Annotated in this window: 11 protein-coding genes; 5 read left to right on the forward strand and 6 right to left on the reverse strand. The window is 58.3% G+C overall.

Annotated features, from left to right (window positions below; genetic code table 11):
• Positions 1-76 precede the first annotated feature (76 nt).
• On the forward strand, positions 77-1,168 hold the full coding sequence (lgt, locus tag PY311_RS08825) for a prolipoprotein diacylglyceryl transferase (RefSeq protein ID WP_286148313.1): 1,092 nt from the start codon (positions 77-79) through the stop codon (positions 1,166-1,168).
• Entirely contained in the window at positions 1,152-1,991 is an 840-nt protein-coding gene (gene folD / locus PY311_RS08830; RefSeq protein WP_286148315.1) for a bifunctional methylenetetrahydrofolate dehydrogenase/methenyltetrahydrofolate cyclohydrolase FolD, read from the forward strand. The genes lgt and folD overlap by 17 nt, the downstream gene beginning before the upstream one ends.
• 55 nt (positions 1,992-2,046) lie before the next feature.
• Here folD and arcC read toward each other — a convergent pair whose 3' ends face one another.
• The 3 genes from arcC to PY311_RS08845 all read right to left on the reverse strand — a co-directional run bounded on the left by arcC (position 2,047) and on the right by PY311_RS08845 (position 5,720).
• Complete coding sequence (arcC, locus tag PY311_RS08835) at positions 2,047-2,985, reverse strand: carbamate kinase (RefSeq protein ID WP_286148316.1); 939 nt, start codon at positions 2,983-2,985, stop codon at positions 2,047-2,049.
• A 108-nt stretch (positions 2,986-3,093) separates the two neighbouring features.
• Entirely contained in the window at positions 3,094-4,287 is a 1,194-nt protein-coding gene (ygeW, locus tag PY311_RS08840) for a knotted carbamoyltransferase YgeW (protein ID WP_286148317.1), read from the reverse strand.
• Between the two features lie 23 nt (positions 4,288-4,310).
• Positions 4,311-5,720 carry a YgeY family selenium metabolism-linked hydrolase gene (locus PY311_RS08845; protein ID WP_286148318.1) on the reverse strand — a complete coding sequence of 470 codons (1,410 nt, stop codon included), beginning with the start codon at positions 5,718-5,720 and terminating at the stop codon, positions 4,311-4,313.
• A gap of 173 nt (positions 5,721-5,893) precedes the next feature.
• Here PY311_RS08845 and PY311_RS08850 point away from each other — a divergent pair, with 173 nt between their 5' ends.
• Together PY311_RS08850 and lysA are read left to right on the forward strand one after the other, a co-directional pair.
• Complete coding sequence (locus PY311_RS08850) at positions 5,894-6,547, forward strand: helix-turn-helix transcriptional regulator (RefSeq protein ID WP_286148320.1); 654 nt, start codon at positions 5,894-5,896, stop codon at positions 6,545-6,547.
• A gap of 221 nt (positions 6,548-6,768) precedes the next feature.
• A complete protein-coding gene (gene lysA / locus PY311_RS08855; protein WP_286148321.1) occupies positions 6,769-8,061 on the forward strand; it encodes a diaminopimelate decarboxylase in 1,293 nt (430 codons plus the stop codon).
• A gap of 71 nt (positions 8,062-8,132) precedes the next feature.
• Here lysA and PY311_RS08860 read toward each other — a convergent pair whose 3' ends face one another.
• The 3 genes from PY311_RS08860 to PY311_RS08870 all read right to left on the reverse strand — a co-directional run bounded on the left by PY311_RS08860 (position 8,133) and on the right by PY311_RS08870 (position 14,446).
• Positions 8,133-12,017 (reverse strand): ATP-binding protein, encoded by a 3,885-nt coding sequence (locus PY311_RS08860; RefSeq protein ID WP_286148322.1) that lies wholly within the window; start codon positions 12,015-12,017, stop codon positions 8,133-8,135.
• A gap of 40 nt (positions 12,018-12,057) precedes the next feature.
• Positions 12,058-13,533 (reverse strand): extracellular solute-binding protein, encoded by a 1,476-nt coding sequence (locus tag PY311_RS08865; protein ID WP_286148323.1) that lies wholly within the window; start codon positions 13,531-13,533, stop codon positions 12,058-12,060.
• 142 nt (positions 13,534-13,675) lie between these two features.
• Complete coding sequence (locus PY311_RS08870) at positions 13,676-14,446, reverse strand: hypothetical protein (protein WP_286148324.1); 771 nt, start codon at positions 14,444-14,446, stop codon at positions 13,676-13,678.
• A gap of 71 nt (positions 14,447-14,517) precedes the next feature.
• On the opposite strand from PY311_RS08870, the gene PY311_RS08875 reads away from it, so the two are divergent.
• The gene (locus PY311_RS08875) at positions 14,518-15,039 is read left to right on the forward strand and encodes a YqeG family HAD IIIA-type phosphatase (protein ID WP_286148325.1); all 522 of its coding nucleotides are present in this window, start codon (positions 14,518-14,520) and stop codon (positions 15,037-15,039) included.
• The last annotated feature ends 115 nt before the right edge of the window (positions 15,040-15,154 follow it).

Genomic DNA, 15,154 nt, shown 5'->3' on the forward strand with positions numbered 1-15,154 from the left:
AAAGGCCCGTTGGCTCTCTTGCACGAAAACATATACAATGGGGCGGCGGCTCCGTTGGCGAAAGGAAGAACCTGTTGTGAATGCATTGACCGCAATGAAAAACATGCCCATCAGCTTCCCCGGCCTGTTCGGGGATTGGGAATTGAACATTGACCCGGTGGCCATCCATATCGGCCACGGGATCTACTGGTACGGGATCATTCTGGCCGCTGCCATGCTGGCGGGGCTGTATCTCTGTATGAAGCAGTCCAAGCACTACGGACTGACGGAGGACAACGTCATGGACATGGTGCTCTGGGCCGTGCCCTGCTGCATCATCGGCTCCCGCATTTATTATGTGCTCTTTTATCTGGACCTCTACCGCAAAGCGGACGGTTCGCTGGACTGGGGCGCCATGCTGCGTATTTGGGATGGCGGCCTCGCCATTTACGGTACGGTGATCGTCGGCGTCCTTGTGGCGCTGATCTACACGAAGCGGCATAAGATCCCCTTCTTTGCCATGACGGATCTGGCGGTGATGGGTTTGATGCTGGGGCAGATCATCGGCCGCTGGGCCAATTTCATCAACCGGGAGGCCTTCGGCACGGAAACAACCCTGCCTTGGCGGATGAAGCTGTGGGTCACCAGCTATACCAGCATTGAGGTGCACCCCACGTTCCTCTATGAGAGCCTTTGGAATTTGATCGGCCTGCTGCTGATCCTGTTCATCGTGTCCAAGGGCCGCCGCTTTGATGGGGAGAACACATGGTTCTACTTCCTGTGGTATGGCCTTGGCCGGAGCTGGATCGAAGGCCTGCGGACGGACAGCCTGTACCTCTTTAACTGGGAGCTGTTTGGCCAGCGCATCCGCGTTTCTCAGGCGCTGAGCATCGTTATGGCGGCGGTGGCGGCCTTTATGCTGGTATATAACATCGCCGTCAAAAAGCGGTCGCCGGAGGGCCTATGGGTGAACCGAGTGGCCGCCGAGAAGGCCCGGGCTGCCGCAGCGGCATCGGAGGACGCGGTTTTAGCGGAAACGCTTTTGAATGAGGGGCCCACTGCCGGTGAAGAAACGGACGCCGTGGAAACGGAGGCGGAGACGGCGGAAGCCGTCGAGACCGAGACCGAAAATCGGGAGTCCGCGGAAACGGAGACCGCCGATGAGGAAGACCATGGCAGTGCGGATTGACGGAAAGGCACTGGCGGTCAAGGTCAAGGCCCGTGCTGCGGCAGCGGCGGCAGAGCTGCCCCGCCGTCCGGGGCTGGCAGTGGTATTGGTAGGGGAGGACCCTGCCTCGCAGGTGTATGTGCGGGGCAAAGAGGTGGACTGCGCGGAGTGCGGCATCCGCAGCTTTCCCTACCGGCTTCCGGCGCAGACAACACAAGCAGAGCTGCTGACGCTCATTGACCGTCTGAACCGCGCCCCGGAGGTAGACGGGATTTTGGTGCAGCTCCCTTTGCCGGAGCCGCTGGAAGAAGCGGCGGTCATTGAGGCCATCGCGCCGGAGAAGGATGTGGACTGCTTCCACCCCTATAATGTGGGGCGACTACAGGCCGGCAGTCCGGTATTTCTGCCCTGCACACCGGCAGGCGTCATGGAAATGCTGCGGGAATACGGCATTTCCCCTGCGGGGAAGCGGTGCGTGGTGCTGGGGCGCAGCAATATTGTCGGCAAACCCATGGCGGCGTTGCTGACGCAGGCGGAGGGGACAGTGACGCTGTGCCATTCCAGAACGCCGGATTTGGCGGAGCTGACCCGACAGGCGGACATTCTGGTTTCTGCTGTGGGGCGTGTGAACTTTGTCACCGCCGATATGGTGAAGGCCGGAGCGGTGGTCATTGATGTGGCCATGAACCGCAATGACGCGGGCAAGCTCTGCGGCGATGTGGATTTTGCAGGTGTAGAGCCTATTGCGTCCTACATCACCCCGGTGCCGGGAGGCGTGGGACCCATGACTCGGGCTATGCTGATGAGCAATATTGTCACAGCCGCACGACTGCATACGAAGTAAATAAAAAAACAGGCGAACACTCTTTAAGTGTGTTCGCCTGTTTTTTTTTGCGTGACTACAGGGAGATTCTGGTGCCGGTTTTACCGTCGATACCATCCCGGGCCTTTTCCAGCAGTGTGATAAGAGCGGTGCGGCCGGGCTTGGATTCCGCGAATTTCACGGCGGCCTCCACCTTTGGCAGCATGGAGCCGGGGGCAAACTGCCCCTCGGCCATATAGGCGCGGGCCTCATCGGGCGTCATGGTATCCAGCCATTTCTGGTCAGGCTTGTTGAAGTTGACTGCGACCTTTTCAACGGCTGTAAGGATGATGAGCATATCGGCATTGAGGTGCTCTGCCAGCAGCTCCGAGGCGAAGTCCTTGTCAATGACAGCGGCGGCGCCCTTGAGGTGGTGGCGGTTTGTAGCAATGACCGGAATACCGCCGCCTCCGCAGGCGATGACAACGCTGCCGGCCTCGGCAAGCGTCTTGATGGTTGTCAGCTCCACCACCGCCATGGGTTGGGGGGAGGCAACAACCTGCCGCCAGCCGCGTCCGGCGTCCTCCACCACGCTCCAGCCCTTTTCCCGGGCCATTTTCTCCGCTTCCTCCTTTGCCATAAAGGCGCCGATGGGCTTTGTGGGATGCCGGAAGGCGGGATCGTTTTCATCCACCACCACCTGCGTTAAAACGGTGGCCACGCCCTGCTGAAGTCCACGGTTCAAAAGCTCCTCCTTCAGAGCGTTCTGCAGATCGTAGCCGATATAGCCCTGACTCATGGCAACGCACATGGAAAGCGGCATGACGTCAGCGCTGGGCTCCTGCTTGCGGTAAGCGGCAAAGGCGTTTTGAATCATGCCCACCTGAGGACCGTTTCCGTGGGCGATAACAACCTGATGCCCGGCTTCGATCAGGTCCGCGATGGCTTTGGAGGTCTCCTTGACAGCCTGCATCTGCTCCGGCAGATTTTTACCCAGCGCATTGCCGCCCAGAGCAATGACGATACGTTTACCCATAGCTGCATCCTCGTTTCTAATCATAATCATGACGATGGCTTTCCCAAGAAAAGCTCATAGCGGGAATAGGATTCCCGCTATGGCTGTATTTTATGTACGCTCGCCTTTTTAAAAGTGCTTGCGGCTGCTGTCAGCGGCGTCCAGCGCCCGCAGAGCGGAAACGGGGTCCTTTACCTGACTCATCATGATCATGGCGGCGATGATATAGGGCTTGAAGCTGGCCTCTTTATAAAGCGGCACCAGATAGCGGTCAAATACGGAGGCGTCCACCTCGCCCTCCTTGCAGCTCACGCCGGAAATATCGGCGGGCAGGCAGTGGAGATACAGCGCTTTGCCCTCCTTTGTCCGCTTCATCATGTCCTCGGAGCAGGTCCAGTCCTTGTGCTGTGCGTTCTGCGATAGCAGGCGCTGCTCCAGCGCGTCAATGCCCGCCTGATCGCCGGCGGCATAGAGCTTGGTGCGCTCCTGCATGGCGGCGAAGGGCGCCCAGCTCTTGGGATACACGATGTCGGCATTGTCAAACGCCTCCTCCATCGTGGCGACCCGTTTGTAGCTGCCGCCGGTGGCCGCCGCGTTCTTCCGGGCGATCTCCTCCACCTCGGGCATGACCTCGTAGCCCTCGGGGTGAGCCAGCACAACGTCCATGCCGAAGCGGGTCATCAGGCCGATGACGCCCTGCGGGACGGACAGGGGCTTGCCGTAGGAGGGGGAATAGGCCCATGTCATAGCGATCTTTTTGCCCTTCAGATTTTCTATGCCGCCGAACTGGTGGATAATGTGCAGCATATCGGCCATGCACTGCGTCGGATGGTCCACATCGCACTGAAGATTCACCAACGTGGGACGCTGCTCCAGAATACCGTCCCGGTAGCCCTCATTCAGCGCATCCATGAAGGTCTTCTGGTATCTGTGGCCCTCGCCGATGTACATATCGTCCCGGATACCGATGACATCGGCCATGAAGGACACCATGTTCGCCGTTTCCCGGACAGTCTCGCCGTGGGCGATCTGGCTCTTTTTCTCATCAAGGTCCTGCGTCTGAAGGCCCAGCAGGTTGCAGGCAGAGGCAAAGGAGAAACGGGTGCGGGTGGAATTATCCCGGAAAATAGAGATTCCAAGGCCGGAATCGAAGATGCGGGTAGATCTGTTCCGTTCCCGCAGGTCCCGCAGGGCATCGGCCACCGTGAAAATGGCCTCCAATTCCTCATCGGTTTTATCCCAAGTCCAGTAAAAATCGGACTTATACATATTGTTGATGTGCAGGCGCTCTAAATGGCGGGCCAGTTCGGTTGTCTTAGACATGATTCTCTCTCCTATATGTGTTTTTATTGGATTTCGTTGTCGGTCAGGCTCTGGCGGAACTCAGTTGCGTCATTTGTCCGGTTTTCCGGCTTATAGAGGCCGGGAACGGCGGCGTACAGCGCGGCGCAGGTCACAAGGTCCTGCTTCCATGTGATCTCGTTGGGGGCGTGGGCCTGCGATTCCGCGCCGGGGCCGAAGCCAACACAGGGGATGCCATAGCGGCCCTGAATGGATACGCAGTTTGTGGAGAACGTCCACTTGTCGATAAGGGGCCGCTGCCGCAGGTGCATGGCATCATATTTGGGATCGGCATCGGCGTGGCCGATGCGCTGCTCGCCCCAAAGCGCCTTATGGGCGTCCGCCAATGCCTGAACATGGGCGGCGCTTTCCTTATTGATCCAAGTGGGGAAGAAGCACTCCGTCTCATAGACAGCGCCGGTCCAGGAGGGACGGTCATACATATACATACTGACCTTCACATCGTCCTTATATTTTTGCACGGCGGGGAGCGCCTCAATTTCCTTGAGACAGGAGTCCCATGTTTCACCGGCGGTCATGCGGCGGTCAACGGAAATGGAGCAGCCATCCGCCACGGCGCAGCGAGAGGGGGAGGTGTAGAAAATCTGGGAGACCGTGCAGGTGCCCCGGCCCAAGAACTGCGCGTCCTCGGCGTATTCCGGGTTGAAGGCGGGGTTCAGCATTTTCACAAGGCCCCGAATCTCGTTGGAGGGACCATCGCCGTTTTCATTCAGGGAACGGATGTCCTGCAAAATATCCGCCATTTTATAGATGGCGTTGTCGCCCCGCTCCGGGGCAGAGCCATGACAGGAGATTCCCTTTACATCTACGCGAATCTCCATGCGGCCCCGGTGACCCCGGTAAATGCCGCCGTCCGTAGGCTCGGTGGAGATCACGAACTCGATTTTGCTGCGGGCGTCCTCAGGGCCGCCAAAGTCCTTGTTGACGATGTACTGCCAGCACATACCGTCGCAGTCCTCCTCCTGAACGGAGCCCACTACCATGATTCGATAGCCGGAGGGAATGAGATTCAGATCTTTCATGATCTTGACGCCGTATACGGCAGCGGCCATGCCGCCCTCCTGATCGGAGCCGCCCCGGCCGTAGATGATGTCCTCAGTTTCGTAGCCCTCGTAGGGGTCGGCCTCCCAATTGGAGAGGTTGCCGATGCCGACGGTGTCGATATGAGAGTCGATGGCGATGATCTTTTCTCCATCGCCCATCCAGCCGATGACATTGCCGAGACCGTCTACCTCCACCTCGTCATAGCCGAGATGCTCCATCTCCGCCTTGATGCAGTGAACAACCTCGCGCTCCTCGCAGCTTTCGCTGGGGTGGGAGATCATTTCCCGCAGAAAGCGGGTCATATCCGCCTGATAGCCGCGGGCCGCCGCCTTGATCGCTTCAAAATCCATGTTGTTGCCCTCCGTCAAATATGGTTATTTTCTGGATCGCGCCTGTAGTTACCTTCATCATAACACGCTTTTAACAGGTGTCAAACAAAATTTTTACAGACCTAAAAAATTTTTAGAAAAATGTTTGCATTGCCGTGGGAGTATGGTATGATGAACGGGAAAGGGTGGTGTGCATGGAGAGCGGAAGGCTGGAACTTTTATGCCAGATCGCAAAGGGCATTGCGGCGCAGTTCGGCAGTCATTGTGAGGTGGTGGTCCATGACCTGACCCGGCACGCGGACCACACCATCGTTGCCATTGAGAACGGGCACGTTTCCGGGAGAAAGGTGGGGGACGGTGCCTCCGCCGTTGTGCTGGAGCGCATGGAGCATCAGGAGTGGGAGGCCCGGGACCATCTCTGCTACCTGACCCGGACGCCGGAGGGGAAGATTTTGAAATCCTCCACGATCTACATCAAAAATGCCAGGGGAAGGGTAACGGCCATTCTGGCCATCAACTTCGATATTTCCGCCATGCTGCTGGCGGGGGAGGCCCTGCGGGACTTTATTTCCGTGGACGAGCCGCAGTCGGCGGAGCCGGAGAAGATCATCAACATCAACGATGTGCTGGACGAGCTCATCGGACAGTCCGTTGCGCTGGTGGGAAAGCCGGCAGCACTAATGAATAAGGAAGACAAGATTCGCGCCATCCGCTTCCTCAGCGAGCAGGGGGCCTTTTTAGTGACCCGCTCCGGGGAGAAGGTGGCCAAATATTTCGGAATATCCAAATATACCCTCTATTCCTATCTGGACCGTTCGGCGGGCGGGCAGAGCACACAGGATTCCTAAACGGTCAGACACGGCAGACGAAAATATTTTGCCTGATTTGTTTTTAAACGGCGGACAACGGAGAGAAGGCGGTTGTCCGCCGTAATTTTGTGCAGTTTTGCGGCGAAAAATGGAAAGAAAACGCTTTCCACAGTCGGAAAAATATGGTATTATCTATCACAAAATAACGGCGCCTGCGGGAATGCCGTGAATTGTCGGCTTAGCCGCAGGAGGAATGAAAAATGCTTTCAGATAATATCGGACGAACGCCGGAGGGCGTTTTGACCATTGCGGGTCAGGAGGTGACCCGCCTGGCGGCGGAATACGGCACCCCACTGTACCTGATGGATGAGCAGCGGATTCGGAGCAACTGTCGGATGTATCTAAAGGCGTTCCGGGAGAATTTCCCAGAGGACTCTCTACCGCTGTATGCCAGCAAAGCGGCGTCCTTCAAGCAGATCTACCGCATTATGGCGGAGGAGGGCATGGGCGTGGATGTCGTGTCCTCCGGGGAGCTGTATACCGCGTTGGCCGCGGGTTTTCCGGCGGAGCGTATCCATTTTCACGGTAACTGCAAGACGGACGCGGACATTGCCTACGGCGTAGCATCCGGTATCGGCTGCTTCATTGCGGATAACCGGGAGGAACTGCTGGCGCTGGAGAAAACGGCGGCGGGGGCGGGTGTTACGCAGGCCATTTTGCTGCGGGTGACGCCGGGCATCGACCCCCACACCTACGAGGCCGTGAGCACCGGAAAGGTGGATTCCAAGTTCGGGGCCGCCGTGGAGACGGGACAGGCCATGGAGCTTGTGAAGCTGGCGCTGGCCCAGCCGCACCTGAAGCTGCTGGGGCTGCACTGCCATGTGGGCTCTCAGGTGTTTGGAGAGGATGTGTACCAGCGGACCATTGACATCATGGCGGCGTTTCTGGCGGAGATACGGGACGAGACCGGCGCTGTGCTGGAGGAGCTGAATTTGGGCGGCGGCTACGGCGTCCGCTATACCGAGGAGGACGAGGCCATTGACATCCCGGCGCGGCTGCGGGAGGTGGCCCTCCATCTGCGGCGTGAAACGGAAAAGCACGGCTTGCCGATGCCCCGCTTTTTGATGGAGCCGGGCCGCAGCATTGTGGCCGACGCGGGTATGACGCTGTATACCGTTGGCTCTATTAAGCGGATTCCCGGCTATAAGCAGTATGCCGCAGTGGATGGCGGCATGACGGACAATCCCCGCTACGCGCTGTACCAGTCCCGGTACACGGTGTATCACGGCAGCAAGACCGGCCCCACAGAGCGCTTCGATGTGGTGGGCCGCTGCTGTGAAAGCGGCGACATTATCCAGCCCCATGTGGAGCTGCCGGCAGATACCTGCCGGGGCGATATTTTGGCAGTCTGCACCACCGGGGCCTATAATTACTCCATGGCCTCCAATTATAACCGCCTGCCCCGTCCGCCCATTGTGATGCTGACGCCAGAGGGGAGCTATACGGCGGTCCGCCGCGAGACGTTTGCGGATTTGACTGCGCTGGACGAATAACGGCCTGTCTTTTAATACAAGAATAGAAAGCGCGCCCCGGTACGTTTCACCGTACCGGGGCGCGTCTTGATTTATGCGTTGGAGGTAAGCTGCCGGAGCAGCTCACGGAGCTTCTGCACCTCAATGGGCTTGGAGAGGTGGGCGTTCATGCCGCTGGCAAGGGAGCGCTTGATATCCTCGTCAAAGGCGTTGGCGCTGACAGCCACAATGGGAACGGCAGCGCTGTCCTTCCGAGGCAGGGTGCGGATGGCATGAGTGGCGGCCAGACCGTCCATGACCGGCATCATAACGTCCATAAAGACCACCCGGTAATAGCCCTCCGGGGAGGCACAGAATTTTTCCACGGCCTCACTGCCGTTGCACGCGCAGTCCACGCGGCAGTCCATGTCCTCCAAAAACGTTTTCAGAATTTCCATGTTCAGGGCATTGTCCTCCGCCACAAGGACCCGGAGACCGTTGAACTTCAGTTCACCCTCCGGCTGCTGCGCGGGACGGGACGCCTGAGCCGTGCCGTGCTTGAGGGTCAGGGAGAAGGAGAAGGTACTGCCCTGTCCCACGGTGCTGTCCAGATGAATGCTGCTGCCCATCATGTGCACCAGCCGGTTGCTGATGGCAAGACCGAGGCCGGTACCCTGACGGCGGGCAACGGAGCTGTCCAGCTGCTCAAAGCTCTGGAAAATCCGCTGGCGGTCCGCCTCACCGATGCCGATGCCGTGGTCCTGCACGGCAAAATAGACCCGGGAACACCCACCGGAGAGCACCGTTTCCCGCACGGTCAGGAGAATTTCCGTACCGCTGCCGGAATACTTGATGGCGTTGCCCAGCAGATTGATGAGCACCTGCGTAATGCGGAGAGAATCGCTGCGGAACCAGTCATTATTAAGCTGAATATCCGTGCGGAATAGCTGCTGCTTTTCCTCAAATTTGGCGTCCAGCACAGGATGCAGCTCGTTCAAAAGCTGTGGCAGGTCAAAATCCTCCTCCACCAGAGACATCTTTCCGCTTTCAATTTTGGACATATCCAGAATATCATTCAGCAGGCCCAGCAGATATTCGGAGGAGCTGCGTACCTTTTGCAGACACTCCAGCCGGGCGGCCTCGGTCTGGTTTTCCTTCAGGGCGATTTCCGTCATGCCGATGATGCCGTTCATGGGTGTGCGAATCTCGTGGGACATCCGGGCAAGGAACTCGGATTTGGCCTGCGCGGACTGGTCATGGTGGGTCAGGTTGATGCGGTTCTGGATGATGGTGCCGAGTTCCCAGAGAAGATTGGCGTCCTCTTTTTTCTCCAGAAGCGCGGCGTCCACGCCGATGAGGAACAGTCCGCCGGAATACCGGCCGTTATCCGACATGGGGAACATAAGGCCCTCTGGCTGATAGATGTCATCGGGCAGCGTGAGCATGAAATAAAGCTGCTTTAAGGGCAGCAGCTTGCCCTGCTCCACAGCGCTGTCCAGATGACGGTAGCTCTCATCGGTCCACCGAATGATGCTGTGCTCACTGCCAAGTGCCAGAACGGGGCGCCACTCGTATTCAACGCTGCTGGAAAAATACTCCTGCCGGAACGTGTCGATCAGCAGATTTTTAAGGCCGAAGCGGTCCCGCAGGCGGCAGCACAGCAGGTCCAGCGCCGCCGGGGTGGAGGGGCTGCGGTCAAACAGATTCAGCGCCAGCGCGGCAAGTCCCATCTGCTCCGTGTAGCCAAGGGATATGACCTCGCCAAAGGGCTTGCCTGCGGCATTGGGTTGTTCCAAACTGCCCCATACGGCAAGCGGGGCATCCAGCAGCTCCGCATTGGCAAGGGCCGTGCGGACCTGACGCAGAAGAAGCTCCGTGGATTCTCCTGTGGCAGGGGTGATACCGGCCCGGAAGCGAAGCTCCAGCGCGCTGGAACGAATCAGAGAGGCGAACTGTGTCTGCAATGCCTTCAAAGCGCCACGGCAATCCACTTCGGTGACGTTCGGCAGCCAGAGGAGAAATTCGTCGGAGCCGGCCCGAATCAAGAGGGGCTGCGTGGTTATGCCGCCGCAGACGGAGGCAATCTGCTTGGAAAATTCCTCTAAAATCACATCGCCGAAGGTCAGGCTGTGACTTTGGACGATTTTGGTAAAGTCGCAGATGTCAATGAGAACAAGGAAGCCCACAGGGCTGCTGCGGCGGGCGGCGGCAACGGCGTTCAGACCGGGTTTCAAACGGTAAAAGTCTGTCACGGGGTCAAGCATCTGCCGCTGTGTCCGCTCCAGCTCTTTCAGCTTTTCCTCCTGAATGTCACGGGCAAAACCCACCACGCGGCGATGTCCCGTCTGAGCCTCAGGAACAGCCTTGCCGCGCAGCTCTACCCACAGTCCGTTAGGATGCTCCGGGAGGCGGAACAGAAATTGTGCCCGTACCTCCGGTGCATAGCTGGATAGAAGGGCGTTGAAGGATGCCTGCTCCTCCGGCGTGAGGCAGGACTGTAGGACACCCTTCCGGAACTGCTCTACCGTCCATGTGCCGTTAAATTGCCGGCTGTTGACGATTTCAATGAGCTGTTCCTCCTGCCGGTAGGTGAAGAAGACATCGCTGGAGCTTTTCAGCGCGATGCGGTAGCGCTCCTTTTCTTCGGCAAGCTGATTTTCAGTGGTGATTTCGCTTTCCGTCAGCGTTTGAATGACATGGTGCAGTTCGTCCACCTCTAAAATATCAGAGGGGCGGAACAGCTTCAGGCCGTGCAGACCGCCTCGAACGCTGTCCACCAGTTGATAGACCGGCCGGGTAATTTGCCGGACGCACACAAACATGGCGGCCATGCCAATGAGCGCACAGAACAGAATCGTGGTGAGAACATTCTGATAGAGCTGATTTCCAAGGCCGAACACGGAGCTTTCCGATACAAAGCCGCAGAGGACCCAATCCGTATTTCCGTAGGGAACGTTGCGGTTATAGAGCTTCATGCCGGAGACAACGGCGTAAACGTCCTGGTCGCCCACCTGAGAGTCCTTGACACGGAGCAGATTACTGACCTCTGTTTTCCACAGGGTAAACAGACCGTCTTCCTGATGAACGGCTTCATACAGCGCGCCCTTGCCGATGATGGCCCGGTAGCTTCCGTCCCCCTGGTCAATGGCCAGCGCGTAGCCGGCGTTTTGACTGCGGTCCAGCTCACGGAGGGAGAGATAGTTATTGGAAAGATAGCTGGTGGATACCTCCGCGCCGACAATGCCGTATATTTCGCCGTTGCACAGCAGGGGAACGGAATAGGTAATCATCCAGTGGTTATCCAGCGGATGCGCCTCTAATGTAAAGGGCAGGGACCAATAGCCAAGGCTGGTCATGTCCACGGTTGTATTTTCGCGGGCTACCAGATAGGGCTTATAGAAGAAATCGTCCGCCGCCCGAACACCGCTCCCCTGAAAGGAGAAGGAGGGGGACCATGAGCTGTCCAGCGTAATGCCGGACTGGCGGGCCAGCGCCTTATCGCCGCGCTCAATCAGAAGGTCGGAGTTTGTCTCGGTTTTGGTGGCGGGGTCGGAATCCTGCAGGAAAAAGCCCTCGTAATTTGCCGGAAGCATCGGGTCGGCGCTGTTGGCGAGAATCAGGAACACGCCGCAGGAGCTGTCCCGCCGCAGATAGTCCAGAAGCTCCGGGAATACCTGCGCCGCATAGGCGCGCTGGAGCACCGAATCTCCCAGAAAGGTCCCTATGGAGATATCCTGCTCCGCAAGGAATGACCAGAGCATATTGGTTAGAAAGTTGCTTTCGTTCCGAATGCCGCTCCACTGGTCCACCATGGCGTTTTGCAGCACAACACTCTGGTTTTCCACCAAATTGCTGTCGATGTCCACGGTATTGCGCTCCATGGTTTCCCGGGTGCCGCTGGCCAGCAGAATGGAAAAGGGGACAATGCCCTGAAGCAGCACAACCAGCAGCAAAGGCAGAAGCAACAGGTACGTCAGTGATTTTTTACGCCGGTTCATGGCGCCTCCTTCAGCCCGACAGGGCCTTGCATCATTTCGCTCAGGACTGAGCGGCGGTTTCCAGCACTTGGCAGAAGGCCTCGTACCACGTCTCGAAAGCCTCGTCCGTCACATAGGGGGTGACAGCCTCGGCCCGGGGCGTTCCGGCGGCAACGGCCTCGTCAATGGCGGCTTTGTCAGCCACGGCCTTGTCGGAGAGGTTGTAGTCCAGCACCTTCCGGGCGGCAAAGCCGTTTTGGAAGCACTTGGGCGTGTAGAACGAAATGGAATCGTAATCGCTGAGGATGCTGCTCAGGCAGTCATACGCCTTGCTGTTGATGCTGAGCTGCTGGTCCTCAATGACAGCCTCCAGCGCTTCCATGGAGTTAGCGTCCTTACGGACCGGCAGATAGGCGGAGTCGCACACAAAGCGGAGATTATTTTCCTTGGCGGTGAACCACTTCAAAAATTCGCAGGCGGCAAACTCATGCTGCTCGTCGGACAGGGTCACGGCCATGCCGGCGCCCTGCTGCACGTTGATGTGCTGGCCGCCCTCCATGACCGGCGTGGGCAGTACGGCGTAGCCGATGGGGCGGCTTCTGTCATCCAGCACCACCTGATCCGGGAAGTACATGGAGGAGGAAGAGGAACCGGTGTAAGCCAGAATGTCGCCGGTCTTGACATCGTCGGAGCGGAATTTGCCGAGGCTTGCGAACCAGCCGTTGACGTAGGGAACGTAATAGTTGTCCCACAGGCGGCGAATCTGCTCCTTTTCCGGCCGGAGCGTGACCTCACCGTTTTCCACATCGAAAATGTCCACGCCCATCTGCTTCATGCCGATGATGAAATAGTTGGACATGGAATCCCGGCCATAAAAGGCCTTACCGTCATCGGGCACATCGGGGGTCAGGCTGTCTGTCCACTCGTAGTATTGCCGCGCAACGTCCACAATGCCCTCTGTGGTGGAAAGCTGGTCCAGCGTGACGCCGGTGGCGTCGGCAAAGGGCTGCCAGTCGGTGGTGTTGATCATGGTGATCTCGGTGGATTTAGCGACAGGGAAGATGTACAGCGCACCGTCATCGTGGAAGTAGCCCTCCTGAATATAGGCGTCCACGTATTCGCTCAGCTCCTCAGCGGAGAAAAACCGGGAAAGGTCGGCCAGCTTGCCCTGCTGCTGCATGGCGTATGCTGTGTCGGCATAGGTGGAGAAGATATTGGGAAGCTCCTGAGAGCCGACGGAGCCGGCGGCTGCGGCAGTGACAGCTTTTTCAAGGTCTGATACGGAGCCTTGACTGTAGCCCTCTACATAAATGCCCTTCTCCTTGCCAACGGTGGCGTTAAACTCGGAAACCAGCTCATCGAAAGCGGATTGCTGTGCGCCGTTGTAGTAGTGCCACACCGTCAGGGAAACGGGATTGCTGGGGTCCAGCGTAACGGTTTTGCTTTCGGCGGCGGCCTTTTCTGCACCACACCCGGACAGAAGGGACAGCGCCAGCGCACCGGCGGCCAGCCGGGACCAATTCGTATGTTTGTTCATAACCACTCTTGTATTCTCTCTCTTTTTTTAAATATGACCGTATTCTGCAAAATTCAATAATTAACAAATATTTTACACGCTTCTGCGCGGTTTGTAAAGACAGCGTTCCGGCAAGTGCGGAAATAAAACGGTAAATATTGGTTCAGGAGCGGGCAAACAGCTCCGGGGCGATGTTGCTGATTTCCGGCCACTGGAAAAAGGCGGCGGCTACGCCAAGCTGCTGTCCCAGCCGCAGCTTTTGCCGCAGCGTTCCGGCATCGTCGAACAGAATGAACTGCGCCTGACCGCTTCGTGTACAGGTAAAGTACCGGGCGCACAGGTCCCGGGAGAAGAAAACGGCGGGGCCCTGCGCGTGCAGCAGCGTATCCAGCTTCTCCGGCGTCAGCGGTTCTCCCAGCCCGGTGGGGGCTGGGAGGGAAAAGCACATTCGGAGCAGTTGAACGTCCAGCGCAATGTGTTGGGAACCGCCGTAAAGTGAGATGACTTCACGCAGGTGCTCCTCAAAGCTGCCGCCGGACACTGCCGTGTTGATGATGACGATGCGGTGCGCTGTTAATTTGGCATACGCTTCCGGGAGGTAAAGAGGGCGGTGTCCGGCGGCGCAGCTCCGTCCGAGGGCGGCGGCAAGGTCGGATAGGTCCCGGCGCGGCGGCATTTCAAAATCCAGTACGATGCCGGAATAGCTCCTGCGTCCGCACTCCCGGAGCAGCGCCCCGGCCAGTCCCTCCGGGTCCTCCACCGGCGGCGCGCCCCGGTCGCTGAGTACCAGCAGCCCGCCGCTGGTCTGCACCAGCAGATTTCGCCGCAAAAGCGCGGATTCCTCCCCAATATGATAGGCGGCGTGAGCCAGCTCCCGATGGTAGGGCGCCGCCTCCCGGACATCCTCGGGCCGCACGGTCAAATAGAGGCGCATGAGAATTCCCCCCTTGAGAAATGATTTGCTTTTTGCTATACTACCACTTATACGAAAAGGGGGAGCGGTTCATGCTTTTGACGCCGGATGTTCTTTTTGACAGCTACCGGGACATTACGCCCGCGTTTCTGCGGCAGCGTGAAATCGGATTGCTGCTGACGGACCTTGACTATACGCTGGCGCCGAAGGCTGTCCGGCGGCCGGATGACGCGCTGCGCCGATGGATCGCCGCCATGGAGAACGCGGGCATCACGGTCATGATCGTTTCCAACAACCGCTCCGGGCAGCGGGTCACGGAGTTCTGCGCGGACTTGGGGGTGGGCTTTCAGGGCCACGCGGGAAAGCCAAGCCCCAAGGGCCTGTGGGCCGCTATGGAGCGCGTGGGCGTGTCCCCGGCCCACACGGCCATGCTGGGGGACAAGCTGCTGACGGATATGCTGGCCGCCCGCAGGGCAGGCGTACTGGCGCTGATGGTGGAGCCGCTGGGCGGCCCGGTGGGGGCGTGGAACCGATTTCTGCACCTGCTGCAGCGGCCGTTTAAGGCGGCCTGTCCGCTGAAAATGCAAAAAAAGCCGAAAGAAAACACAAAATAAACGGAAAACTACTTGCAAAGGCGGACAAGATAGGGTAAAATATCATCGGTCAATTTTGAAGAAACAGAAAATATTGAGAAAATGTCCACTTCACGGTCGTTTTCTCGTAAAGATT

Origin of the sequence: Neopoerus faecalis (genome assembly GCF_029218125.1) — a bacterium.
In the GTDB taxonomy this organism is placed as follows: Bacteria; Bacillota; Clostridia; order Oscillospirales; family Oscillospiraceae; genus Oscillibacter; species Oscillibacter faecalis_A.